This window comes from uncultured Methanobrevibacter sp., assembly GCF_902769175.1.
Taxonomy (GTDB): domain Archaea; phylum Methanobacteriota; class Methanobacteria; order Methanobacteriales; family Methanobacteriaceae; genus Methanobrevibacter.
Window position 1 is genome coordinate 1 of sequence record NZ_CACXNW010000009.1, and the last position, 25,262, is coordinate 25,262.

Consider the following 25,262-nt stretch of genomic DNA (forward strand, 5'->3'; position numbering starts at 1 on the left):
TTTCAATATTGTTGTATCCACCGATAACAGCAATTGCATAACAGAATCCACTATTTACTTGGCTTTCGATTACGTTGTTTGAATGTTGTTGTAAGATGGGGTGTCTCCTGTTCCTACATATGTTGTTATGTATAGGATGTTACCGCTGTTTTTAGTTGCATTCAATACGTTGTTGTCTATTGTACAGTAGCTGGAGGTTCCTATTACTACACAGCTTGATCCGGTTCCTCCGTTTTCGAAGTAGCTGTTTTTGACAGTTACATGGGAAGAATGATACAACATTTGACTTGCCATTGATAGACTGGTGTAGCTGTTTTTGACAGTTACATGGGAAGAGTTGGATCTGATAGATAAGAATCCTGTACCTGAACCTACACCAGACATATTAGCGACCATGCTGATTCCATCAATCACAACATCGTGTGCAGTTGTAATGTAGAATGCAGTGTTGAGGAATTTAAGTCCGCTTACATTGGTTCCAGAACCGCCTTCAAGGATGTTGAAGCTTCCTGTTTTGTTGGTTTCAATGAAAGCATCCTCAGTAGTACTTACAATATTAACTGGCTTGTTGATGTTTACTGTGTATGCACCGAGGAAGTCTCCTTGGAAGTCAAGGGTTGCTCCTTCAGGAACATAAGGGTACAAGACACCATTATTTTCAACATCGAAGTAGTATTTGAAGGTATCTTTAGTTACAACACCATCTAATGGGATGAAAGTTGCAGATTTTTCTCCTGTTAAGAAGTCTTCTGCTCCATTGTAGGTAACAGTTACAGTATTTTCTCCTGCTGTAATATATTCTCCAGGGATTGTGTAGCTTGCTTTTCCTTCTTCTAATTCGATGGTTTCTTCTTTACCATTGATTTTTACAGTTACAGTTCCGCTTGCAAAGATAGTTTCTTGACCATTTTCATTTGTTACAGTAATTGCAACAGTTGCTTCAGTTCCGGCCCAACCAGCATCTACTTCAATTTGGATGTCTGGTCTATATGGAGGATAGTTGTTTCTAACGGTGTTTTCTTTGCTTGCATCATAGTTAACTGCATCATCACCAGCTTTTTCACTTGCATATAATACATTGTTGGTTACAATATTGTTTGCACTTGTCTTAAGGTCGATTGCATATTCAGTGCTGGTTCTGACTTCATTTCCGATAATTGTGTTGTCATCTGAGTTTACGGTTACAATGCCATTGATAGTGTTTTCACTTATTTCAGTACTTTGAGCAGCTTTAGCTACTGTTACTGCACCATTGACTGTGTTGTCTTTGACTATACCGTTTGCACTGAATATTGTTATTTTGGATATTCTTGATATGCAACATGGAGATATCGTGATTATAGCGTTTGCACTGAATATTGTTATTTTGGATAATGATGAGGATTTTCTATGTGTTGTCTTTGACTATACAGTTTGCACCGTTTACAGTTAAGCTGTTTACAGTGTTTCCAGATGCTATTGAGTCTCCATTAAGGGTCATTGCACCTTCAACAGTGTTGTCGAGTACTGTACTGTTTACCATAGCGGTTAATCCGCATCCGCCGGTTAATGTGTTGTTTATGTAAGTGTTGAAACCGTTTGGTTGCGGTGCTGCGCCCCAAGTGGATTGTTGTACAATACCTGCACCAGGGTGGTTGATTGATTGCGTAACAGAATCCACTGTTTACTTGGCTTTCGATTATGTTGTTTGTAATGTTGTTGTAGCTTGGAGTGTCTCCTGTTCCTACATATGTTGTTATGTATAGGATGTTACCGCTGTTTTTGGTTGCATTCAATACGTTGTTGTCTATTGTACAGTAGTTGGAGGTTCCTATTACTACACAGCTTGATCCGGTTCCTCCGTTTTCGAAGTAGCTGTTTTTGACAGTTACATATGAAGAGTTGGATCTGATAGATAAGAATCCTGTACCTGAACCTACGCCAGACATGTTAGCAACCATGCTGATTCCATCAATCACAACATTATGTGCAGTTGTAATGTAGAATGCAGTGTTCAAGAAGCTTAATCCACTTACATTGGTTCCTGAACCTCCTTCAAGAATGTTGAAGCTTCCTGTTTTGTTGGTTTCAATGAATGCATCACCAGTTGTACTTACAATGTTTACCGGTTTGTTGATATTGGTTGTGTATGCACCGATGAAGTCTCCTTGGAAGTCAAGGGTTGCTCCTTCAGGGACATAATAGAACAATGCACCATTATTTTCTTCATCGAAGTAGTATTGGAAGGTGTCTTTGGTTACAACACCATCTAATGGGGCGAAAGTAGCACTTTCCTCTCCAGTTGCGAAGTCATCTGCACCATTGTAGGTAACAGTTACAGTGTTTTCACCAGCGGTGATGTCTTCTGCAGGGATTGTGTAGGTCGCTTTTCCTTCACTTAATTCGATGGTTTCTTCTTTTCCATTGATTTTTACAGTTACATTTCCAGTAGCCAATATGGTTTCTGCACCTTCAAGGTTGCTTACAGTTATGACAATATCTGCACTGTTTCCTATCCAGATTACAGGAGTTTCAATTTCTATTTTTGGCATGTAAGGTGGGTAGTTTTTTTGTACAGTATTGTTTTTGGTTTCGTCAAAGCTTACAGCTTCCTCACCTTTTTTCTCAGCGGCATACAATTGATTGCATTCTACAATATTATTTCTGGATTTCAATACAATTGCATATTCCTCATCAGTATGGATTACATTGTTGGTAATTACAAGGTTGTTGTTACTTGCTTTAGTGGTAATTTGACCATTGATGTTATTTTCATTTACGGTAGCAGTTCCAGCAGATTTAGTACCGAAACTAATATTGCCGTCAACATCTGAACCTTGGAGCAATGTATTGTTTCCACTAAGTGTTACATCTCCTACAATTATAGATTCAAGAACTTTTGAATTGTCTCCTTTTAAGGTAACTGCACCATTTAACTCTGAATCTCTTACAAGAGCGTTCTTACCGTTTACTTGGGTGAGACCATTGATTATATTGTCATATGCAGTACCGTTTTCATTTACGATTAATCCATTTGCTGTGTTATCGTAAGCGGTAGCTCCAATTCCTACAGTCAAATTCTTTCCTACGGTGTTATTGTATGCAATACTGTTTTTACCGGTATTCATTGCGCCGGTAACACTATTGTTGTACATGGTTGAACCATCTGGAGCATTAAATGAGGATCCGTTGATTAAAACATTGTTTCTATAGGTATTGTTAACGAAGTCTCCTTGACCCCATTGAGCATTAATACCTGTACCACCATAATCAATAAAGTTTCCTTCAATTAGGTTATTAGCTCCACTAATTACTAAACCCCCGCAAATTGATGCAGGTTCTTTAAATCCGTAGATTTTGTTGTTTGTAATAGTGTTGTATTGGTTAGCTAAAACACCTGTAGGAACTTCTACATTGTAGGTGGTTAAATAAATCATATTTCCTACATTTCCTTCAACAACTATAGTGTTGTTGTCAAAAGTACAGTGGTCTGCCCAAGCCATTACCAATGAACTTGAACCTCCATTGTTTCTTGTGTAGAAATAGCTGTTTTTAACAGTTACATAAGTGGAATTAGCTCTAATGGAAGTTGCACCATTACCAGATCCAACTCTTTGGTCTTCAATGGTGTTGTTGATATGGTCTAAAGTAACGTTATGTGCATTGAACACCCATATTTGGCTGTTATGGAATACAATGTCAGTTACATTGGTGCCTGAACCTCCGTAGGTGATTGCAAAACTGTCTCCAGGGTCTTCACCGAATAAACTGCCTGCAGTTGTGTTCAAGTCTATGAATGCATCATGGGTTGAAGTGATTATATTTACAGGTTTGTTTATGTTCATGGTGAAGTTTCTTTCAGGAGTGCTGTAGAATGCACCTTGGAAGTCAAGGGTGACTCCATCTGGTATATAATTATATAATCTTCCATTTTCTGCTCTGTTGAAATAATCAAAGAATGTTTCATTGGTTACAACACCATCTAAAGTTTTGAAGCTTGCAGTAGCAGTTCCTGCTTCAAATTCATCAGATCCACTGTATGAGACAGTTACGGTATTTTCACCGCTAATAATATCTGTTGCAGCGATTGTGTATGTTGCTTTTCCTTCGACTAATTCAATTGTTTCTTCTTTTCCGTTTACTTTTATGGTAACGCTACCAGTTGCAATTACAGTTTCAGTATCTTTAAGACCAGTAACATTTACGATTATGTCATTGAGTATCCATTCCATACATTGTCAGCAGTGATTTCAATATTTGGTTGGATTTTTTCTTCAGGTTCTGGAATTTCATCAGTATTGTCTGAAATATCTGTTTCTTCACAGGAACCTGGGTTTACAGCTTCATCACCGCTTAAGTCATGTGCAATTAATGTATTTCCAGTTACATTTAAACTATCTGCATCTAAGACTGATACTGCATACTTACCTTCTGTACAATTACATTGTCTCTTACATCTAATGAACGTTGACCGGTCATCCATTGTGCATAACTTACACCATATAGGTAGTTATTTTCATCGTAGTCTGCAGTATTGTAAGTGTAGATTGTATTGTTGTAGATTTGACCTATTCCGTTTTGTATCTCAATACCGGAAACTAATCCCCATCCAGTGGAGGCACTAGTAGCTAAACCAGTTACATTAATGAAATTATCACTGATATAAAGATTGGAATCTTCTCCCATCATACTTGCTGCATAGATTCCTAAGTTAGGTCCATTGGATTTTGAAATGATTTCATTTCCTGTGATATTTAAGTCAGCCTTTACCACTTGGATTGCATATGCAGTTCCTGCTTCGGCACCGCCTCCGTTTGTAAAGATATTGAAGTTGTTTCCTTTAATATTTGATGCGGTTGTGAATCCTACTGTAAATGCGTATAAATAAATGTTAGTTCCTACAGGAGTAACTGTATCAATCATTGAGAAATCATTGTTGAGGATATTGATATCATTACATCCAACTATGAACATGGATTGTGCTGTAGGTAACTTGCAGTACATTTGTTAATGCTTGAATCTTGAATGTTGTTACTATACACAAGGCCATCAACTTCCTTAAATTTAATAGGGTTTACGGTAGTCAATCCCATTAGCATATAGTCCCCATCATAATTTTGAGCATATAATCCAGGTAGTCTTGTAGTGATGTTGTTTCCGTCGATTAAAATGTCTATTGCATCAAAAACATTGATTGCAATAGCATCTTTTGAATCATCGCTTACAGTACTTTCAAAGAATATTGTGCTGTCAGTTATTTCTACATTGTCTGCACCATCAATGTTGATGGCGATGGCGTCTTCATCCCCTACACTATAACTAATGTCTAAATTGGTTAAAGTTGCATCACTTGCTCCAACATAAATCAGGTCTCCCACTGAAGTGTCACTGATAAATGTAAGCCCATCTAAAACAACATTAGCAGCGGTAATCTTAATTCCCATATTTTTTAATATTGCTTGATCGCTGTTGATAGTAATTCCCTTATTAATGGTAATTGATGGGACAATAGAAGAGAATTCATTTTTGAAGGTTAAATCTCCACTAACAGTGGATTTTAAATTTCCATTTGTATCAAAATAATCAAAAAAGTTTTCGCTAGTCACTACTTGTGCATCATCACCAAGTTTTGATGAGCTAAGCAGATCCTTTGAATCATTAATAATATTTGAGTTATCCATATCGCCAATAGCATCATCGCCAACATCCCCATCTAAATTCACATCTGTAACTGCGTCATTAATGGCAATGTCACCATCAGCATTTAAATTTACATTGTCTAAAACTGCAGAGTCATCTGCAGTCACATCTTCGGCAGCGCTAACTGCTCCGAATGTAATAATAGCCAATAAAAGTAGACTAATTATCGCTATTTTATTTAGCTTCAAGTTATCACCTTTCGTCGTTCAATTTTCCAGTTTTCTATATTCAAATACACAGGATAAAATTAAACTAGATTTTTTAAAAATTAGAATTTTTAAAATTAATTTTATAAATTATAAAAATAATTTAATAATTTCTTGAATAATTTTTATTAAATTAGATAATATCAAATATATTTGAATATAATTAATATATATTTTAAAACTTGTATTAATATATTACTATATGAGTTTATGGTGGTTGACTGAATTTGGTTTTTTTTGGGTTTGTATGGTGTGGTTCTTTTTGTGATGTGTATGAAATCGCTTATTTTGGGTTTGTATGGTGTGGTTCTTTTTGTGATGTGTATGAAATCGTTTATTTTGGGTTTGTATGGGGTGGTTTATTGTGGGGTGTATGATGGTGGCTTATATTAATTTTAATATTATGGTTTTAATAAAATTCTTTAGGTACAACAAAATTTTTTTTAGGCTGTACTAAATTTAAATTAGGTATAACTAAATATTTGGTCTTTATTTTTGAAATAAAGCAATTTTAAACCGAATAATTTATATACTACTAATAATATAAAGTAACATATCCATTGAGGATAAAAAAATTATTGTTAATTTAAAATTTGGGGTTGAATCTCATGTGAAGTTTTATCCGATCATGAGGTTATGGTCATATGGCCATTTTTAAAGAATATTCAATGTGGGATATTGAATGCATTGGCTGTTAAAGGATACAAGTACTTTAAAGACAAGAAAAATAAAAAAATAAGTAAATTTTGTCCAGTCAATTTTAATTTTTCTAAAAAAATTAAATTATTTAGTCAGCTAATAATAAATTTCCCTCGGTTATAATTTATCCATTTTAAAAACCATAATAAATATTTATCACACTATTGTCTTTCAGTACTTGTCGTTCTTTAATGGTGTGTAAAAGTTTTTTTGTTTTTTTTTTAGTTTTTTTCTTTTTTTTCTTTTATTTTTTTATTTCTTATTTTTTTATGTAGGTTTAAGCTTTCTAGTTTTTTTATTTTTTTTTATTTCTTATTTTTTTATGTAGGTTTAAGCTTTCTAGTTTTTTTATTTTTTTTTATTTCTTATTTTTTATGCAATTTTAATGTTTTTTTTTATTTGGTTATTATTTGATTTATTTTCAATGAGTAATTGTATTAGATTTAAATCATGTTTAATCAATTATTTAGGCATAACTAAATTTTCTTATATTTAAATTATCTATAACTAAATTTATGTTCTTTATTTTCTAAAAAAACTAATTTAATCAAAGAATTTAAATATTAAAATGTTTAAAAATAATATTGTCTAATGAATATTGTTGCTAAACCTATTTATTAGATTTGCCATATCTAATATGTTTGCGATTTTTATTACGGACATATTAGATTTTATACCTATTTTTTTGTTTTTTAGGATTATTTTATCCATTATCCTATTTTCCATGTTTTTCACATTATTTTAATGTTTTTCATCCTAATTTTTATAATAATTTTTAGAAAAATATCAAATTTTAGTCTTATTATTAATTATATTTATATAAGTTTAGTTTCATAAATTATAACATAATTTTAATAATCATTATTAATTAATCAATTATTAATTAAACTAATTTAAAAATTTAAGATTATTAATTATGAAAATCTTTTAAAAACTTTTTTTAAATTTATTTATTTCGTGATTTTATGGATGAATTAGAAGAAATTGTATTTAAACATGCATTATTGAATGCAGCTAAACATAAGGGAAGTGCAAATCCTGGAGCAGTAATGGGTTCTATAATGAGCAGCGAACCTGAACTTAGACCAAGAGCAAAGGAAATCGGTCCTTTATCTGGTAAAATCGTAGCTCAAGTAAATGCACTCTCACCAGAAGAACAAAAAGCTAAAATGGAAGAATTAGGTGTAGCTGTTGAAGAGAAAAAACAGAAGAAAGAAGAAGGATTGCCAAAACTTCCAGGTAGCAATAAAGATGTTGTAATGCGTTTTGCTCCAAATCCAAGTGGTCCTTTGCATATTGGACATGCAAGAGCTGCTATTCCTAATGGAGAATACGTTAAAAAATGTGGCGGAAAATTCATTTTAAGAATAGAGGATACAGATCCAAAACGTGTTTATGAACCTGCTTATGAATTGATTCAAGAGGATTTGAAATGGTTAGGCATTGAGCCTGATGAAGTATACTATCAAAGTGACCGTTTTGAAATCTATTACCAATATGCTGAAGAATTAATTAAACGTGGAGCAGCATATATGTGTACATGTGATGGTGCTGACTTTAAGGAACTTAAGGATAACTGTCAAGCTTGTCCATGCCGAGATAATACTGTAGAGGAAAATATGGAACTTTGGAAAAAGTTCCCTGAAATGGAAGTTGGTGAAGCGGTTCTTAGAGTTAAAACTGATATAAATCATAAAAATCCTGCAATCCGTGATTGGGTGGCAATGAGAATTGTTGAAGAGGAACATCCAAGAATGGGTACTAAATATAGGGTTTATCCTATGATGAACTTCTCAGTATCTGTAGATGACCACTTGCTTGGAATGACTCATGTCCTAAGGGGAAAAGACCATCTTGCAAACAGTGAAAAGCAAAAATACCTTTACAATCATATGGGTTGGGAAATTCCTGAATTTATCCATTACGGTAGGTTGAAGATGGAAGATATAGCCTTAAGTACCTCCAAGGCAATGGAAGGTATTGAAGATGGAACCTACAGCGGTTGGGATGATCCAAGGCTTGGAACATTAAAGGCAATTGCAAGAAGAGGAATCCAACCGGAAACAATCACTCAGTTAATGGTTGAGATAGGTATTAAAATGTCTGATTCAGCAATCAGCTGGAAAAAGATCTATGGTTTAAACAGAAATATCATTGAAGAAAAGGTAAACAGATATTTCTTCGTGCCAGACCCAGTAAAAATAGACATAAGTGATGTTCCAGAAGAAGATTTAGGATTATCTATCGAAAGGCCTTTGCATCCTAACTTTGAGGAAAGAGGAAACAGAACCCTTGTATTTGACAAGGAAGTATACATTCCAAAAGCAGATTTAACTGATGGAATCAGTCGTTTGATGGATGCAGTAAATGTTGAAATCAAGGATGAAAATGTTTCATTCCACAGCAAATCATTTGAAGATGCAAGAGAAGCTAAAGCAAGAATCATTCAATGGGTTCCAACTGATGCAATTAAGGCAAAAGTAGTTATGGATGATGCTTCAATCACTGAAGGTCTTTGTGAAGTTGACTGCAAAGACTTAAAAGTTGGAGACATAGTCCAATTTGAAAGATTCGGCTTTGCAAGACTTGATGAAATCAAAGACGATGAATTGATTTTCTATTATGCTCATAAATGAGCATAATCTTTTTTTTTAATTCTTTTTTAATAATATTTTTTTATTTACTTCTTAATGTGTATTATTGTTCTTTTTTTATTTTACTTCTTTAAGAGTAATATTATTGTTTTGTAAATTTTGCTTCTTTATGCGTATTATTGTTCTTTTTTTATTTTACTTCTTTAAGAGCAATTTTATTGTTTTGTTAATTTTGCTTCTTTATGCGTATTATTGTTCTTTTTTTATTTTACTTCTTTAAGAGTAATATTATTGTTTTGTAAATTTTTACTTTATTGAATTATTAATTTAATTCTTATTTTTTAAAAAAAGTTTTAAAACAATTTATTTTTAAAAATAATTTAAAAATAATTCCTTTAAAGAGATTTAAATTAATTAAAGTTTAATAAATATTAAAAAAATAGAAGTTGAAAATCAATAGTTTTTCACTATAGATTTTCATAAAATAGTTTTTATTTTTAGCTTATGTTTAGTGTTGCTTTTGCAGTTGTTGCTGCAAATGTGCTGTCTCCTGCATATTTAGCAGTTACTGCATAAGATCCTGCTTTAGAAATGCTTACGTTTACGCTTGCAACACCATTTGCATTGGTTTTTGCTTTGTAGGTTTTTCCATTCACTGTGAAGCTAACTCATTTGTCTGCAATTGCTGTTCCTTTTGCTGTTTTGAAAGTTGCTGTTAATATCTTGGTTTTTGCACTTACCTTATATGACTTGTTAGGAACGGTCAGTGTAGGGGTTTGTGTATCAACAGTGATTTTTGCAACTGCAAATGATGCGTTGTAGTTTTCATCACCTAAGAAACAGATAGCAAATGTGTATACTCCTTTGTATCCAAGGTTGATTTGGAGTTTTGCTGTTCTGTTTTCATCTGTGATGATTCCATCTTTTTCATAGGTGTATACTACTCCATTGAATCCTATTTGCATAGGGACATTTGGCATAATTTTTCCGTTAGAGTCTTTTAATGTGAAGTAGAACCATTCTCCAGTGTTTACATCACTTTGAGCAATTGCTGTTGTGTTCATATTCTCGAATATGATTTGTGTACCTAATTTTGCTACTTTAAAGTAATCTGTTGCCATAGATGGGTTATAAACTTCGTTTCCTGCATAATTTGCTACTATTGGGTAGGTATCTGCAGTTAAAGTGTTGTTTATTTCCAGTTTTCCAATACCTTCAGTTACTTTAACGGTTTGGTTTGCATCATTGAACAATACTGTGATATCAGCGGTTAAACCTTTGTTTTCATGGTCTTTTAAAGTAAATTCAATCACTGTTTTCTCACCATATGTGATGTTATTTGCTTTGATTGTAATGATTGAATCTTTGCTGTCAATTTTTGGCACATTCACTGCGACAGTTTTTCTTGCAGTTGTATAGTTTTCATTAGTGAATATCACTTCCACTGCATGGTTTCCAGGACTTAAGTTGTTTAATGGGACTGTCACTGTACCTGTTTCATTGATGGTGACTGTTATTGGGTTTTCAGTGTTTCCATCGATGCAAATGTTTGCAGTTCCAGCGATTGGATTTCCTTTATCTTTCACTTCAATGCTTACGCTTGCTTCTCCAGGACTTACTGTGAGCTCTGGAGTTCCAGGATTGACATTTGTTGTAAGGCTGATTGGGTTGAAAGTATACTCATCTTCATTTGATGGGCTTACGGTAATGAGTTTAGATCCTGCAGCTAATTTGCCAAGGTTTACAATATTGCTTATGACATCATATTCTTTAGCTTCTTCATTGTCAATGCTAACCATTACTTTTTCCAGATTGATGGATTTTCCGCTAATGGTTTGTGCAGTAATTGTAATGATTGTGTCTTCGCCATAGTCAACGTCATTTGCTTTTATTTCCACATTTGCTTGCTTGGTTTCATTAATGTTTAGTTGTGCAGTGTTTGAACTGTCAACTGCATGGTATTCATCGTTACCTAAGAATCTTGCCATAATGTTAATGGTATCTTGATTAAGGTTTGCCTTGAATTTAGCTTGTCCTTTTCCATTTTCATCGGTTGTTACATAATCTACATAGCCTTCATCTTCGAATCCGTCGAGATATACTTTTACAAGGCCTGAAATTGGATTTTCATTTTCATCCATTAATGTGATGTTAATCTTTGCAGTTTCTCCCCAAGCCACTGTGCAGCTATTGTCTATAGTTAGTTTAGCATTGGTCATAATGATGTCAATGCTTGCTGTTATGTTTGAGGCAGTATAGTTTTCATCTCCAAGGAATAAAGCACCTGCAATGTAAGTCTTTGTGCTTAAGTCTTTTAGGGATACTTTTATTTCTCCATTTTCATTGGTTGTTTTTTCTTCAACTCCATTTAAGACTATGATTACTTTTGCATTGGAAATTGGATGATTTTCACTATCTTTTAAGCTGATGGTGAGATTTTCATCTGAACCTATGTATGCGGTTATATTTTCTGCAGACAATACAGTATTTGCTTTTTTGATTGTTATATGGGCTGTATTATTTGATGCTGTGTAGTTTTCATTTCCAGCAAAGCCAATCTGTGCTTCATATTCTCCTAGAGCTAATTTGTTGATTGGTATTTTTATCTGACCATTTTCATCGGTAGTGAATGTTTCATTATTTTCAGATATGTTAACTGTCAAGTCGACTCCTATTATAGGATTTCCCTGTTCATTTGTTAGGGTTGCAACTATTTTCTCATCTGAACCGAATTCTGCTATTATATCATTTGAAGACAAGCTTGTATTTTGTTTTTCTACAATAATGTTTATTTTTTTAGATGGGCCATAACCTGAATCTTTCCCAAAGCTTATTGTTGCTGTGTAATTGCCTGCTGCCAATTTTTGGAATAGTGATGCATCCACAAATAGGGTTCCTGATTTGCTGGTTATGAAAGTTTCCCCTTCAAAAAGGTCAATGTATATTTGTTCTCCGCTTATAGGATATCCATCTGCTTCTGTCACTTCAATTAGATAGGAGTAGCTTGTGTTGTATTTAATAATAAATGGATTTTCACAATTTATTTTTGCTATGATCTTTACAACGAATATATTTACATCCTTACGTGTTCTTTCACGTGTATCGTCCCCTAAGAATAAAAAGCTTGCATTGTGGATGCCTAAACTTAAATCCTTAAGGGTTATTGAGACAGAACAATTCTCCTCTGTAACTGGATACATTAATTTGTTATCTAAGCTAACAATTACCATGGTATTAGCTATAGGACCTGGATTTGGACCTGCATCATAGAATGTGGCAGTTAATTTTGAAATGGTATTATGGATCATAGTTGTGTCATTCACATCAATAACAACAGGATCTTTAGTTAATTTTATTGTAAAATTATGAATTTCAATTTCAGAGGCACCTTCAATGCTTGCAGTAGCGATATACTCTCCTTCAGGTAACTGAAATCTCCAATATTCTCCACTTTCAACCATTGCAGTATCTACCAGTTCCCCATCTTTATAAACATTTATGGAAACAACAATATTATTAAAATCCTTGCCGGAATCTGTCTTTACATTTACACCTATCCCGTTTACTTCATAGCTTTTGCCTGTGTAATTATCAATATTGATAGTGATGTTTTGGCAAAATTCACAATCTTCATATATGTTATTGGTAAAGGTACAATTTATCACAACAGCATCTCCAACTGCGATATTCTCTCCATAGCTATCTATGTAGTTATCTTTAAAATTAGAATTTATTGCAAAACCTAGGAATAATGCTGCTAGGTAGGAAGCATGATTATTTGTAAAGTTACAGTTTATTGCATTAAATTCATATCCTGCTCCTCCTTGAACTGCTTGGTTTTCTTGGAATGTACAGTTTATTGCGATTCTTTCTTCCATTGCTCCACCGTAACATGCAATGTTCCTTATGAATGTGGAGTTTATTGCTTTTCCATGATATATTGCACCTCCCCCTCCACTTTTTGCATTGTTGTCTATGAATGTGGAGTTTATTGCAGTTCCTTCATACATTGCTCCACCATCATATGCTTTGTTATTATAGAATGTACAGTTTATTGCTGTGGATGCTCCTAATATTGCTCCACCATTCTCTGTATAATATGGCTTTCCATTTGCAAAAGTGATGTTTTTAAATACAACAGTGCTATTGGTTACATGGAATATCCGTGCTTTGCCATTTGCATCGATTGTGTATCCATTTCCATTGATGGTTACTGTACGGTTAATTGTAATGCCGTTAGGAAAATCATCTTCATCAGAATAATTGTAGTCTCGAGTTAGATTTATTTCTAAATCATCATTGTTATTGATGAGGCTATTCAAAGATTTGAATGTTCCTGTTGCAGTTAATGGATTATTATCATTTTCCGCCCCTAAATTCTCTTCATTAGGAGTTTTCTCTAAAATAAGTTCTTGATTTTCATTTATACTGCTAATATCCTTTGCACCCCCTATAATTATAGTTTTTAATCATATATTACTAACTTTATTAATTAAATATATTAAGTTTTTATATTTTTTTTAAATCAGTTGCTTATGATATGTTTGATTAAATTGGGTATTTTTATAAGAAAAAATAGTTTTTTAACAAAAATATGTGTCTATTCTTTTTTTATATGAAAAAAATAGTATTTTAGCAAATCATCTGCCAATTTTTTTTTTATTTTTATTTGAACATTAAAAAAGATTCTTTTTATAAAAAAAGATGAAAAATAATTAAAAATAGTGATTTAACTAATATTTTTGAATTTAATATAATTTGGTGAATAATTAAAATAGAGAATTTATTAATATTTAGAATTTAATTTAAAAAATAGGATTTGAAAATCAATCTAACAAAAATTTTTGAATTTAATATAATTTGGTGAATAATTAAAAATAGAGAATTTATTAATATTTAGAATTTAATTTAAAAAATAGGATTTGAAAATCAATAGTTTTTATACTATCAATTTTCATGGTTTAACTATTTATTTTCACTTTTTTAAGACATATACTGATATGACTATTGCTACAATCACTACAAAACTTACGATAAGACTGGATTCTGGTCCAAAAGTTCTTCCATTTAAAATATTTGGACTAATTGCACTGAATTTTAATAATGAATAGGTAGTGGAGCCACTAACATTTAACCCGAAAACAGGTCCTAATAGGAAATTCCATGCTGTATGGATACCACCGCAGATCCAAATGTTATCATATTTTAAAAAGATTATAGCAAAAAGGGTTCCAATTAGGAAAATATTCACAATTGACAGTATATCAAATCCGTTATTTCCTAAGTGTGGAAGAATGAATACTATATTTGATGCCAATATTGCAAATAGAATGCTATGTCTTCTAGCAAAGTAGGTTAATGCCCATCCTCTGCAATATATCTCTTCACCAAATGATTGCACTCCATATCCTATGAAATATAAGATAAGAAGAATGCAGCTTGAAAAATCAATGCCATTATATTTGAATTGTCCAAATAGAACTCCTATGATTATAATAGCAAAAATCAATACTAATCCAATCAATAATCCTTTTAATGTTGATGATATTACATTTCCCTTACTAAATCCAATACTTCTCAAACTGCGCTTTTCTATTTTGGTAATAAATAAATAGATTAGTATTGGTGAGAAAATAAAGGATAAATGGACTAATAAAAAGTTTAATGGAGTTTGTATTTGTGCATTCGGATCAAAAAACATATATTGAACTATTGATATGACAAGTATCAATATAAAAAATAATATGATGAAACGTCCTATTTCCTTAGAAAAAGACATTTTCGAACATTTTTACGTGCTTCCTTAATCGTTTCTGATTTGTCTGCATAACTTTCTATAATTGAAAACATACTTCTCCTCTTTAAGTTAATTCTAATATTATTATTTTTTAATACTATTAATACTTAATTTTAGAAAATAATCTTTATAAGTTTTTTTATAAATTAAAACATTTTGAATGAAGAGATGTGTAAAATTATCGTTTATATGTTTAGAATAAAGAAATAGATGTTTATGAGTTATTAAATGTTTTTTGTGTTTGTTGAATTAAATAAGCATGTTTTATGTAAAATTAAAGGATAATAATTAAAAAATTAAAAAAATGGTTATTTGCTTGTAAAATAAAAATTATGATAATTTAAAAATTAAAAAAATGGTTATTTGCTTGTAAAATAAAAATTATGATAATTTAAAAATTAAAAAATAGTTTTTTGCTTGAAAAATAAAAAAATATAAAAAAATAAGAAAATTTAATAGCATGGTTTTGGGTCATTGTTAACTACATCATATGGAATCATATGTTTTTCCTCCTCATTTTTAAGTAGCTTCAATTAATTTTCAAATTTCCTGTTAATTTAATTTATTAAATAGTTAGTATATAAACTTAATCGAATGTAAGCGCTTGCTTGCATCATTAAATCTGATATATTTGCTTAAAAATATCGATAATATGTAAAAAACTATTTATTTGTATTTTTGAAGAATGATGATGGATTAAAAGGGTTTATTAAAGAAAATTTTAGGATTGATAAAATTAAAAGAATAAAAAAATACTAAAAAAAAAGAGAGTATAGGAAATCTATAGAATATAATATTAAAAAAAGAGATATTTTGAAATAAAAAAAATAAAAAAAGAAAAGAAAAAGATTATAAATTTATTTAAAGATTAATTCGGATTTTTTTTTATTAAATAAATTTATTCAGTCTTTTATTTTAAAAGAAATTAAAAATAAAGAAATTAAAATAGTTTAAAACTATTTTAATTGATAATTTATTTTAAAATCTTTTTAACAGTATTGGATTTAACCCAAATCTTTTTGGATCTGTATTTAACACCAATATAACCTGGTTTGAGTTTTAATATTTGACTTGAATAGGTTTCACTTTTAATGTCAAACATTACAACTTGGCCAACTTTAAGTTCAAATAAGGTTCCATTGATGTAAACTTCTTCAACATCATTTCTTGCCTTATGCATCATAAGTGTTTTTTGGCCTTCTTCAACAGGTTCTTTTTCTGCAACAGCAGCTTTTCTTGTACGTTTGGATCTTTCTTTAGCTTCAGCTCTTTTATGGAGTTCCTCTTCGCTGATGCCTTTGGATCCTAAAATCTTTTTGGTGTTTTCAGCTCTGCGTTGTTTATCTTTCTCTTTTTTCTCAATCTTTTCATAATCCTCTTTGGTGTAGACATTTGCATCTTTTTCAGATGTTTCATCAGTCACATCTTCAAAGCTTTTAGATAACTCTTCATCATCTGTTTTATTGTAGGATTCCTTATTGATTTCCTTGTATATTTTGTCTACATCTTTATTTGGCCTATTGTATGCCATGTCACGTTCTTCTTCTTCGTGGATTGGAGTTATAGTGATTGTGTCTCCAATATACTCGATTCCATCTCCTAATTCTTGAGCATAATCTTCAGGAACTATATCATCAACTTCTTCCACAACAACCGGCTTTTCAGGAACATTGGATTTTCTGAAGTTTCTGATGGAATTAATAGCGCTGTTGATTAGTTCATTACTTGTAGATTGGGTTTCAGTATCTGCATTGATTGTGACAAAGTCATTTTCAGGAGTGTTGTCAACTTCCACTTTTTTATCTTTGTTGAGAATTAAATGCAAGTCATCGTTGTAAACCTTTTCAGCAACTTGAGAAACTTTATCGCTTACTTTTGAAGCTCCTTCAACAATAGCTGATTTAGCTTCATCCACTTTGGATTCAGTTTCTGCTTTCACTTCAGGAATGATTGCAGATTCTTCTTCTGCAGCTTCTTCTTTTTCTGCACTTGCTTTTTTGATTTTTTCAATTGTAGATTCTATATCTGGAGTTTCAGATTTTTCCTCTTTTGCAGGTTCTGCTTTAGGTTCTTCAGCTTTAACCTCTACAGTTTTTTCTGCTTCTTTTGCAGGAGTTTCTTCGGTTTTAGTTTCTGCAGGTTCTGCTTTAGGTTTTTCTGTTTTGACTTCTGCAGTTTTTTCTGTTTCTTTTGCAGGGGTTTCTTCGGCTTTAGTTTCTGCAGGTTCTGCTTTAGGTTTTTCTGTTTTGACTTCTGCAGTTTTTTCTGCTTCTTTTGCAGGAGTTTCTTCTGCTTTGACTTCTGCAGTTTTTTCTGCTTCTTTTGCAGGAGTTTCTTCTGCTTTGACTTCTGCAGTTTTTTCTGTTTCTTTTGCAGGGGTTTCTTCTGCTTCCGCTTCTGCAGTTTCTTCAGCTTCTTCTACTTTAACTTCTTTATCTGCAGAAATGGTTTCTTCCACTTCTTCTTTAGCTTCTTCAATCTTTTTAATCAATTCAGCAGTTTCTTTTTCTGCTTTTTCAACTACTTCGCTTTGCTCTTCAACCTTTGGAGTAGAATCTTCGATTTTTGCAGATTCTTTTAATTCTTCAATGCTGTCTGAAGGTTGCACTGATTTAACGACTTTCACTCCACCATCAGTATCTTCAACAACTAATTTATTTGCATCTTTTGAGATGAATTCCTTTTGCTTTTCAGTCATTGGCACTTGTTTAGCTATAGGTTGTTCCTCTTTAGCTCTTGCACTGTTGATTGTTGCAGTATGAACAGGTTTAATAGGTTCTTGGAATGGCTTAACCTCTTCCTCTTTAACCATTTGGGTCTTAACTCTTTCTGGAGTTCTTTGTACCTTTTTAGTTGTAACTGCTTCAGCTGGAGCTCTTCTGACTTTTCTTACTTGTCTTTTAGGAGCATTTTCCATAGCTTGTGCTCTTTGTCTGAGCAATGCAGTAGTTCCACCAACGTTTTCAGTTTCAACAAGATCATCAGCTAAAGCGCTTCTGGCTTTTTTAGCTTCTTTTTTTGCAGTGTTGTATTGGCTGTCAATAGTATTTGCATAATTTTGTGCTTGAGTGTAATCTGGACGTTTTTTGCTTGTTCTTCTAGTTCTTTTACGTCTTTCATTATCGTAATCAGCTTTTGTGCTGTTGATAAATTCTTCTAATTTCTCTCTTTCGTCATCTTTTTCTTTGTCTCTGTAATATAGCTTAACAATTACTATGGAAATTATTCCAATAATTGCTATGATTAAGAGTAATATTAATGTTACCTCTTTCATTTTTTTCACCGAATTAATCTTTATTTTAGTATTGGTTTTTTGAAATAATAAGTATAATTTAATAAAACTTTGATTAAATGATTTTCAATCCCTATTCATTAATTTAAACTTAAAAATCACTTTAAGACAATCATTGAAGCATTTAAATATTGTTTTTCAATTATAAAACAAACCTAAGTTAATGAAAGATTATCTTATAGTATTATATGTATATCTTTTTTATTTTATTTATACATTAGTTTTTGACTAGTCCATTATGGATTTTTTTTAAAAAAATTTTTCCTTTTTCAAATATCATTCTATTATAAATCCACAATTTTATATAATATATCTAATAAATATTTAAGTGTTAGATGTTTAGAAATTATTAATAAATTATTAAATTAATTGTTTTCCTTGTTAAGATGAATTTAAGAAGCTGAATAATATTTAATATTTTAAGTTTCTTATGGGGAATCAATTCCCATTTTTTAAGATTTATTTAACTAATGATTTCAATATTTAATATTTCTGAGGTATAAACATGGTAAAAATTAATGAAAACTATCTTTTATTGCAAAATAGCTATCTTTTTGTAGAAGTAAACAGACGTTCAGAAAAATATATGGCAGAAAACCCAGACAAAAATGTTATTAAAATGGGTATTGGTGATGTAACAAAACCTTTAGTCCCTACAGTTATAAACGCTTTTAAAGATGCTGTAGATGAAATGGCTGAAGCTGACTCATTTATGGGATACGGTCCTGAACAAGGATACTATTTCTTGGCAGAAGCAATCATCAAAAATGACTTCAATAAATATGGCATAGACTTAGACCTTGATGAAGTGTTCATTTCAGACGGTGCAAAATGTGACACAGGTAATATTCAAGAAATCTTTGCTTTAGACAATGTCATTGCAGTAACTGACCCTGTTTACCCAGTATATGTTGACACAAATGTTATGGCTGGAAGATCAGGTAATATCAAAGATGATGGAATGTATGAAAACATCGTATATCTTCCATGCACTGAAGAAAACAACTTTGTTCCAGAGCTTCCAACTGAACATGTTGACTTGATTTATCTCTGTTTCCCAAACAACCCTACTGGAACCACATTAACCAAAGACCAATTAGCTAAATTCGTTGAATATGCAAAAGAAAACGATGCTCTCATATTATTCGATGCAGCTTATGAAGTTTTCATTACTGAAGATGATGTTCCTCATACAATCTATGAGATTGAAGGTGCTAAAGAAGTTGCTATTGAATTTAGAAGCTTTTCAAAAACTGCAGGATTTACTGGTACCCGTTGCGCTTACACTGTTGTTCCTAAGGAAATTAAAATCAAGGACAGCCAAGGCAATGAACAAGCTGTCAACCCATTATGGAACAGAAGACAAACCACTAAATTCAATGGTGTTTCCTATCCTGTTCAAAAAGCTGCTGAAGCGGTTTATTCACCTGAAGGACAAAAGGAAATCATGGAAAACATTGAATATTACTTGGAAAATGCAAGAATCATTCGTGAAAGCTTATCTGATATTGGATTAAATGTTTACGGTGGAGTCAACTCTCCTTACATTTGGGTAAAGACACCTAATGATATGGAATCTTGGGACTTCTTTGACCTTCTTTTAGAAGAAGCAAACATTGTAGGAACTCCAGGTTCTGGATTTGGTCCAAGCGGTGAAGGTTACTTAAGACTCACTGCATTCAACACTTTAGAAAACACTAAAGAAGCTATGAGCAGAATTTCCAAATTATCCTTCTAGATTTTTAAAATCTAGGGATAATTAATTATTTTTATTCGTTTTCTAAATATTTTAATTATTTTTTTATTTTATTTTGATTTTATATTATGGTGAGAAAATGGAAGTTAATTCTCTTTTAATTGAAGAAAATGATGATTTACAGGATTTATTCTCAAAATATGGTGCATTGGCATTAGAAAAACAGGAAGCTTTATCCGCCCTTGTAGGAATTTCTGAACCTGAATTGGATATTGAAAAAGGAATTGTAAAATTTAATGAAAAGGAATTTCCTATTCAGCTTATTGGATTCCTCGACCCTGATGAGGATACATGGTCCTGGGCTTGGGACAATGATGAAATCGGTTTTCCTGAAGAATTGATTGAAGAGGCAAAGGCAGTTAAGGAATTTGGAGAAAAGCAAAATGTTCTACAGTTTTATGAAAACGTATTTAGAGCAAGCTTAACTGAAGCCCATATCATAAGCATGACTATATCATCTCTATTCAGCAATGATGCATATTGTGCTGTTAATTATGGAGGATTCGTCTTCTTTGTGACAATTGAATCTGATGAGATTAGTTTAAGTGATGATCCTGATGTATTTGCAACAATCTTAAATGATTTCCATCGCAGATTTGAAGTAAATCACAGAAAAGCCTTAAGCTCATATGCTGCTTTAAAGGGATATGAATTTAAGGAAAGAGATGAGTTTTCACTTGTAAAAATCGGTGATGATAAGGTAGTCGTTAGTTTGACTGAAAGAAAAAACATTCATAGTATTAAGGTAATCAGAGCTTAATGCTTAAATTTTTTATTCTTTAACTTTTTTTATTTTTGTTTAATTCAATCAAATAAGTTTTTTATTGTAGATGATAGTTGATTTGGTGTTTTCAATCTTTTAAAGGTGTAATTATGAATCAGGAACTAATTGATGAAATCAATTATGAAATTCAGTTATTGATCAAATCAGGCTTTTATGATGAGGATGAGATGATAGAGATAATTGAAGATGAATTCATTGAAGAGAATATCAGTGAAGATTTGGTATTGGAGCTCTTTTTGGAGAATAAGGAAAAGATAGGGGAAATCAATGAAGATTCTCAAGATTTCACTCGTTTAAGGAATGCCTTTTTAGATTTGACTAAAGGGAAGATCATATCAATTCATAATGCAGGATATGATATAGAAGAGGGAATTCAGGATTCATTTGAACTCTTTACACATTTAAGAAACAATAAGCACTCTCCAAAGGGATTCTGCTTTTACAGCTATGAAGACATTGAAGTTGCAATAGAAGAAAATATATTGCCAATTGCCTTTGGGGATTTTGAATATGATGAGAAAAAAGGGCTTGAGATAGCTAAAGAAGTGGTTGAAGTACTTAAAGGATATGATTTTGAAATCAATTGGAATGAATCTGTTGATGAAAGAATTGAAATCAAAAACTTTGATTGGAAAAAGAGCTTTGATGGAAATGAGTATTCAATGGATGGAGCCCTTGAAGATTATATTGAATTAAACAAAAGTGATTAGCTATTTTAAAAAGGGATTAATAAATTATTTAAAGGATTGAACTATTTTAAAAAGGATTGAACTATTTTAAAAGGATTAAATTATTTTAATAATTTAAATATTTTAAAGGTTTAAACTATTAAATGATTAATCTATTTTTAATATAAGCAATTAATATTTGCCATTAAATTAGTGATTTTATGAATAATAGATCTAAGGAAATAATTGAAGAAGCGATTTCACAGGGAAAGTGGACTTGGCTGGAAGTGGATAATAATTCAAATTCATTGTATTTGGAATTTGAAAACCTTAAGATGTCCTCTCAACCGATATATGATAATTCATATAGGGGAGAATTAGCTATTCGTTTTGGTCAAAATATTTATTTATCCCTATTTTACAACAAAAAGGAAGATTTAATCTTTTTAAGATTCAATGAAGATTATCTTAATGATTTAATCAATTCCAATAGTTATATCACTGAAAAGTTTCCTTATTTCTATCAGGAATTTTCTAAAAGAGTTACTAAATTCAAATTTCAGGATTTTGACTATTTAAAGGAAATAAAAGACAAATACTCCAATAATTTGGTTTTGGTTGACAATAGAAATAAAAAGGTTGAAGATGAGACTCAAAATGATTTGATTGATAATCAAACTAAGAATGAAGGTTATGACTTTTTATTGACTTTTGAATATGAAGACATAGCTATTGTTGTTGGAGGAGACTTTATCAACTGCTTCAATGATTTTGAATCATTGGATGATGATGAGATTAAGCGAGTTTCCAATAATTGGATATTGTATTATTTAGATTACTGGAACAAGAAAGGAACTGATAAAGAGTATGATAAGAATATGCTTTGCGAAGAGTTTCCTTTAAAATAAATGAATGTTTTTTTTTCATGGGTAATATATTATATTATTTTTTTTAAGATTTTTTAAATTATATTGAATTGAATTGATGAGTATTGGTGTATTTATGGAACAATTGGAAAAAGGATATGACTATTTCACAAAGAACAGCTATTTCTTTGGAGAGATACCTCATAAAAGAGCTGTTGAAATAGCTGATTATAAGTTCTTTTGGGATACTTCTGATGATTTAGCTCCTTTTGGATGTGAAGAGTCATATATTGCATTCTGTGAACTTTCTGGATGGATAGAGGAAAATCCAAACACACCAATTATTGAATGCTTTTTATGGATTTTAGAATCTTGGGATCTTGAAATTGAGGATTTCAATGATGATATAATTGAAATGGAGAATATATTGAAAATCATTCAGGATATGGACTTTTATGATGAATTGATGAGCTTGGATTATACTGTAATAGCCACAGGATTTGGACAGCTTATCATTGAAGGAAAAATAGATGATGATGTTAAAAACATTATTCAATTGTCTATTTTGCGTCAAATGAATTCACATGTTTTGGATGCCTTTTTAGGAATGAATGAACCGTGCAAATATGAAAGATATCTCTATCTTCAAAAGCTTTTAGAGATATTGGAAGAAGCTTAATAATCCATTTTTGATTCTATTTGATTTCTATTTGATTTCTATTCGTATTCATAGGTATTCTATTTGAATTCTATTTATATACCATTTATATTTCATTTATATTCTATTATTATTCTATTAATATTCTATTTCTATTATTTTCTATTCTATTTTATGATTATTGGATTGATTTAATAATATTCAATTTTTTATTCACTTTTCTTTTCTTCATTGGACTATTGCTATACTTTTTTAGCCTATTTTTTAAAATGTTCACTTTAGGATAATATTTTTAAAGGTTGAAAAATAAAATATATATGGTTAATGAAGTATGAATTTAAATTTTAAATAGTTTAAAAGCTTTAATTCATACTAATTCCTAAATAAATCATTTTTATTTTTAAAAACTAACTAACAACTAACTAAAAAAACTAAAAAAATCGAAATAAATCTTTAAACTAACTATTAACTAACTATAAGACAATGTATAATATTTAAAAGGAGATTTAAATGACTTGTAGTATATTAGTCGGAGGAGCTTGGGGAGATGAAGGTAAAGGAAAATGTATTACCTACCTTTGTGATGCTGACAAGCCAGAAATCATTGCTCGTGCAGGAGTTGGACCAAATGCAGGACACTCTGTTGAGTTCAATGGAGAAAAATATGGTTTAAGATTAACTCCATCTGGTTTTGTTCATAAGGACGCTAAGCTCATGATTGGTGCAGGAGTTTTAGTCAATCCTGACGTTTTATTCACTGAATTTGAAAACTTGAAAAAATATGACATTAAAGGCAGAATGACTGTAGACCCAAGATGTGCAATCATTACTGAAGAACATATCTCAAGAGATAAGAATTCTGAATATTTGGCTAAAAAGATTGGAAGTACAGGTTCTGGATGTGGACCTGCTAATTCTGACCGTGTATTAAGAAGTGTTGGCCTTGCAAAAGATGTTCCAGAAATTGAAGATTATATTGGTGATGTCTCTCTTGCATGTAATGAAGCAATTGAGAATGGAGAAGACATTTTCATTGAAGGTTCCCAAGGATTCTCACTTTCACTTTATTATGGATCTTATCCATATGTAACAAGCAAAGACACTACAGCTTCTACATTTGCTGCTGATGTTGGTGTAGGACCAACTAAAGTGGATGAAGTCATCAATGTATTCAAATCATACATTTCCCGTGTTGGAGAAGGTCCTTTCCCAACAGAAATGACTCAAGAGGAAGTTGAAAGCAAAGGTCTTGAAGAGTATGGTGTAGTGACTGGAAGACGAAGAAGAATAGGCTACTTTGATATGGAACTTGCAAAGGAGTCCTGTAGAATCAATGGAGCCACTCAAATCGCTTTAACATGTGTAGACAGATTATTTGATTGTGCATCTGTGCAAGACTATTCTGAATTGTCTCAGGAAACCAAAGACTTCATTTCAGAAATAGAACAGGAAACTGGTGTTCCAGTAACTATCATTTCAACTGGTCCTGACTTAAAGGACACTATTGACTTAAGAAAAGAGTTATTATAATCTTTTCTTACCTTTTTTTATTATTTTTTATCATTTTTTAAAAATTAGTTTTTAATATTTTTTTAATTTAGGTCTATTGAAAACCTATTTTTAAACTTTATTTCATAGTTTTAAAATTATTATTTTTAGAGATTTTTAAAAAATTTTATAGGATTTCAAAAAAGCCTTTAATTTAAATAATTAAATAGATATGTATAAAAATAGTTAAGTTAATTAATAATATAAGCATTTTAAAAAAAATTAAGTAAAAAAATAATTATTTTATTCTAGTTGTCCATTATAGATGCCAAATTTTTCTTGGTCACTTTGATATGAAGATCCAATAAGTTCACCACTTTTAGCATCGAATTGACGGAATTCCCCATCTCTATAAGTGACTTTGTAAAATGGTAAATCCCTGTCTCCACGAATGTATTCTTTTTCGATTATCTCAATGTTAGGATCATTAGAATCAAAACCTTTATTTGGATGAACTTGCAACAGTTGTGGAATTGCTTTGTTTATTGCTAACGTCTAGGCTATCTCCATTATTATAATCACTAATTTTTTCCTTTATTAGATTATATGTACAATTATCATTGAATGTAGGTGTTGGTTGAGCGTAAAGCATTCCAAGGCATCCTATGACGATAATGACAAACATTGCTCCAATCATTATCTTAAATACTTTATCCATATTTTCACCTCCTTTATTTTCTAATATTATTTTTTTTTTAAAATATATAAATTGTTT

At 31.3% G+C, this 25,262-nt stretch carries 21 protein-coding genes and 2 pseudogenes; 9 read left to right on the forward strand and 14 right to left on the reverse strand.

What is annotated here, in order from left to right; translation table 11 throughout:
- Window positions 1-69: 69 nt before the first annotated feature.
- A complete protein-coding gene (locus tag QZV12_RS04195; protein WP_295617687.1) occupies window positions 70-645 on the reverse strand; it encodes a hypothetical protein in 576 nt (191 codons plus the stop codon).
- A gap of 138 nt (window positions 646-783) precedes the next feature.
- A pseudogene (locus tag QZV12_RS13785) lies at window positions 784-978 on the reverse strand (hypothetical protein); the annotation flags it as partial.
- Here QZV12_RS13785 and QZV12_RS04200 point away from each other — a divergent pair.
- On the forward strand, window positions 901-1,074 hold the full coding sequence (locus QZV12_RS04200) for a hypothetical protein (RefSeq protein ID WP_295617691.1): 174 nt from the start codon (window positions 901-903) through the stop codon (window positions 1,072-1,074). The pseudogene QZV12_RS13785 and the gene QZV12_RS04200 sit on opposite strands and share 78 nt — an antisense overlap.
- Before the next feature lie 51 nt (window positions 1,075-1,125).
- On the opposite strand, the pseudogene QZV12_RS13660 reads toward QZV12_RS04200, so the two are convergent.
- A pseudogene (locus QZV12_RS13660) lies at window positions 1,126-1,341 on the reverse strand (hypothetical protein); the annotation flags it as partial.
- Between QZV12_RS13660 and QZV12_RS04205 the strand changes: the two are divergent.
- Window positions 1,253-1,432, forward strand: a complete 180-nt coding sequence (locus QZV12_RS04205) for a hypothetical protein (RefSeq protein WP_295617694.1) — start codon at window positions 1,253-1,255, stop codon at window positions 1,430-1,432. The pseudogene QZV12_RS13660 and the gene QZV12_RS04205 overlap by 89 nt on opposite strands.
- Here QZV12_RS04205 and QZV12_RS04210 read toward each other — a convergent pair.
- Genes QZV12_RS04210 through QZV12_RS04230 form a run of 5 tightly spaced genes read right to left on the reverse strand, consistent with a single transcriptional unit; the run spans window position 1,388 to window position 5,867 of the window.
- Window positions 1,388-1,522 carry a hypothetical protein gene (locus QZV12_RS04210; protein ID WP_295617697.1) on the reverse strand — a complete coding sequence of 45 codons (135 nt, stop codon included), beginning with the start codon at window positions 1,520-1,522 and terminating at the stop codon, window positions 1,388-1,390. The two genes, QZV12_RS04205 and QZV12_RS04210, sit on opposite strands and share 45 nt — an antisense overlap.
- Window positions 1,488-4,211 (reverse strand): Ig-like domain-containing protein, encoded by a 2,724-nt coding sequence (locus QZV12_RS04215; protein WP_295617700.1) that lies wholly within the window; start codon window positions 4,209-4,211, stop codon window positions 1,488-1,490. Before QZV12_RS04215 ends, QZV12_RS04210 begins: the two co-directional genes overlap by 35 nt.
- Window positions 4,187-4,462, reverse strand: a complete 276-nt coding sequence (locus QZV12_RS04220; RefSeq protein ID WP_295617703.1) for a hypothetical protein — start codon at window positions 4,460-4,462, stop codon at window positions 4,187-4,189. Before QZV12_RS04220 ends, QZV12_RS04215 begins: the two co-directional genes overlap by 25 nt.
- Window positions 4,384-4,983, reverse strand: coding sequence for a hypothetical protein (locus QZV12_RS04225; RefSeq protein ID WP_295617706.1), 600 nt, complete (start codon window positions 4,981-4,983; stop codon window positions 4,384-4,386). The genes QZV12_RS04220 and QZV12_RS04225 overlap by 79 nt, the downstream gene beginning before the upstream one ends.
- Window positions 4,944-5,867 carry a hypothetical protein gene (locus tag QZV12_RS04230; RefSeq protein WP_295617709.1) on the reverse strand — a complete coding sequence of 308 codons (924 nt, stop codon included), beginning with the start codon at window positions 5,865-5,867 and terminating at the stop codon, window positions 4,944-4,946. The genes QZV12_RS04225 and QZV12_RS04230 overlap by 40 nt, the downstream gene beginning before the upstream one ends.
- Before the next feature lie 1,682 nt (window positions 5,868-7,549).
- On the opposite strand from QZV12_RS04230, the gene QZV12_RS04235 reads away from it, so the two are divergent.
- The gene (locus tag QZV12_RS04235; RefSeq protein ID WP_295617712.1) at window positions 7,550-9,220 is read left to right on the forward strand and encodes a glutamate--tRNA ligase; all 1,671 of its coding nucleotides are present in this window, start codon (window positions 7,550-7,552) and stop codon (window positions 9,218-9,220) included.
- Window positions 9,221-9,675: 455 nt separating this feature from the next.
- Here QZV12_RS04235 and QZV12_RS04240 read toward each other — a convergent pair whose 3' ends face one another.
- The 4 genes from QZV12_RS04240 to QZV12_RS04255 all read right to left on the reverse strand — a co-directional run bounded on the left by QZV12_RS04240 (window position 9,676) and on the right by QZV12_RS04255 (window position 18,249).
- Window positions 9,676-9,834 carry an Ig-like domain repeat protein gene (locus QZV12_RS04240; RefSeq protein ID WP_295617715.1) on the reverse strand — a complete coding sequence of 53 codons (159 nt, stop codon included), beginning with the start codon at window positions 9,832-9,834 and terminating at the stop codon, window positions 9,676-9,678.
- Window positions 9,835-9,846: 12 nt separating this feature from the next.
- Window positions 9,847-13,500 carry a hypothetical protein gene (locus tag QZV12_RS04245; RefSeq protein WP_295617718.1) on the reverse strand — a complete coding sequence of 1,218 codons (3,654 nt, stop codon included), beginning with the start codon at window positions 13,498-13,500 and terminating at the stop codon, window positions 9,847-9,849.
- A gap of 653 nt (window positions 13,501-14,153) precedes the next feature.
- Complete coding sequence (locus tag QZV12_RS04250) at window positions 14,154-14,759, reverse strand: CPBP family intramembrane glutamic endopeptidase (protein WP_295617721.1); 606 nt, start codon at window positions 14,757-14,759, stop codon at window positions 14,154-14,156.
- 1,189 nt (window positions 14,760-15,948) lie between these two features.
- Window positions 15,949-18,249 carry a hypothetical protein gene (locus tag QZV12_RS04255; RefSeq protein WP_295617724.1) on the reverse strand — a complete coding sequence of 767 codons (2,301 nt, stop codon included), beginning with the start codon at window positions 18,247-18,249 and terminating at the stop codon, window positions 15,949-15,951.
- 523 nt (window positions 18,250-18,772) lie between these two features.
- On the opposite strand from QZV12_RS04255, the gene QZV12_RS04260 reads away from it, so the two are divergent.
- From QZV12_RS04260 to QZV12_RS04285, 6 genes are all read left to right on the forward strand, one after another.
- A complete protein-coding gene (locus tag QZV12_RS04260) occupies window positions 18,773-20,005 on the forward strand; it encodes an LL-diaminopimelate aminotransferase (RefSeq protein WP_295617727.1) in 1,233 nt (410 codons plus the stop codon).
- A 97-nt stretch (window positions 20,006-20,102) separates the two neighbouring features.
- Window positions 20,103-20,783 (forward strand): DUF6882 domain-containing protein, encoded by a 681-nt coding sequence (locus QZV12_RS04265; protein ID WP_295617730.1) that lies wholly within the window; start codon window positions 20,103-20,105, stop codon window positions 20,781-20,783.
- A gap of 113 nt (window positions 20,784-20,896) precedes the next feature.
- Window positions 20,897-21,517 carry a DUF6891 domain-containing protein gene (locus QZV12_RS04270; protein ID WP_295617733.1) on the forward strand — a complete coding sequence of 207 codons (621 nt, stop codon included), beginning with the start codon at window positions 20,897-20,899 and terminating at the stop codon, window positions 21,515-21,517.
- A 179-nt stretch (window positions 21,518-21,696) separates the two neighbouring features.
- Window positions 21,697-22,383, forward strand: coding sequence for a hypothetical protein (locus QZV12_RS04275; RefSeq protein ID WP_295617736.1), 687 nt, complete (start codon window positions 21,697-21,699; stop codon window positions 22,381-22,383).
- Window positions 22,384-22,477: 94 nt separating this feature from the next.
- Window positions 22,478-23,020 carry a hypothetical protein gene (locus tag QZV12_RS04280; RefSeq protein ID WP_295617739.1) on the forward strand — a complete coding sequence of 181 codons (543 nt, stop codon included), beginning with the start codon at window positions 22,478-22,480 and terminating at the stop codon, window positions 23,018-23,020.
- Window positions 23,021-23,509: 489 nt separating this feature from the next.
- Window positions 23,510-24,529: an adenylosuccinate synthetase gene (locus tag QZV12_RS04285; RefSeq protein ID WP_295617742.1), complete on the forward strand. Its 1,020-nt coding sequence runs from the start codon at window positions 23,510-23,512 to the stop codon at window positions 24,527-24,529.
- Between the two features lie 261 nt (window positions 24,530-24,790).
- Here QZV12_RS04285 and QZV12_RS04290 read toward each other — a convergent pair whose 3' ends face one another.
- Both QZV12_RS04290 and QZV12_RS04295 read right to left on the reverse strand, forming a co-directional pair.
- Window positions 24,791-25,009: a hypothetical protein gene (locus tag QZV12_RS04290; RefSeq protein ID WP_295617745.1), complete on the reverse strand. Its 219-nt coding sequence runs from the start codon at window positions 25,007-25,009 to the stop codon at window positions 24,791-24,793.
- A complete protein-coding gene (locus QZV12_RS04295) occupies window positions 24,990-25,205 on the reverse strand; it encodes a hypothetical protein (RefSeq protein WP_295617748.1) in 216 nt (71 codons plus the stop codon). Before QZV12_RS04295 ends, QZV12_RS04290 begins: the two co-directional genes overlap by 20 nt.
- Window positions 25,206-25,262: the final 57 nt, after the last annotated feature.

Excerpts from the sequence above, each read along its gene's own strand:
- QZV12_RS04210 (WP_295617697.1), bottom strand. The coding sequence starts at position 1,522 with ATGGTAAACAGTACAGTACTCGACAACACTGTTGAAGGTGCAATGACC.
- QZV12_RS04215 (WP_295617700.1), bottom strand. The coding sequence starts at position 4,211 with ATGGAATGGATACTCAATGACATAATCGTAAATGTTACTGGTCTTAAA.
- QZV12_RS04220 (WP_295617703.1), bottom strand. The coding sequence starts at position 4,462 with ATGGATGACCGGTCAACGTTCATTAGATGTAAGAGACAATGTAATTGT.
- QZV12_RS04225 (WP_295617706.1), bottom strand. The coding sequence starts at position 4,983 with ATGTACTGCAAGTTACCTACAGCACAATCCATGTTCATAGTTGGATGT.
- QZV12_RS04235 (WP_295617712.1), top strand. The coding sequence starts at position 7,550 with ATGGATGAATTAGAAGAAATTGTATTTAAACATGCATTATTGAATGCA.
- QZV12_RS04255 (WP_295617724.1), bottom strand. The coding sequence starts at position 18,249 with ATGAAAGAGGTAACATTAATATTACTCTTAATCATAGCAATTATTGGA.
- QZV12_RS04260 (WP_295617727.1), top strand. The coding sequence starts at position 18,773 with ATGGTAAAAATTAATGAAAACTATCTTTTATTGCAAAATAGCTATCTT.
- QZV12_RS04265 (WP_295617730.1), top strand. The coding sequence starts at position 20,103 with ATGGAAGTTAATTCTCTTTTAATTGAAGAAAATGATGATTTACAGGAT.
- QZV12_RS04270 (WP_295617733.1), top strand. The coding sequence starts at position 20,897 with ATGAATCAGGAACTAATTGATGAAATCAATTATGAAATTCAGTTATTG.
- QZV12_RS04275 (WP_295617736.1), top strand. The coding sequence starts at position 21,697 with ATGAATAATAGATCTAAGGAAATAATTGAAGAAGCGATTTCACAGGGA.
- QZV12_RS04280 (WP_295617739.1), top strand. The coding sequence starts at position 22,478 with ATGGAACAATTGGAAAAAGGATATGACTATTTCACAAAGAACAGCTAT.
- QZV12_RS04285 (WP_295617742.1), top strand. The coding sequence starts at position 23,510 with ATGACTTGTAGTATATTAGTCGGAGGAGCTTGGGGAGATGAAGGTAAA.
- QZV12_RS04295 (WP_295617748.1), bottom strand. The coding sequence starts at position 25,205 with ATGGATAAAGTATTTAAGATAATGATTGGAGCAATGTTTGTCATTATC.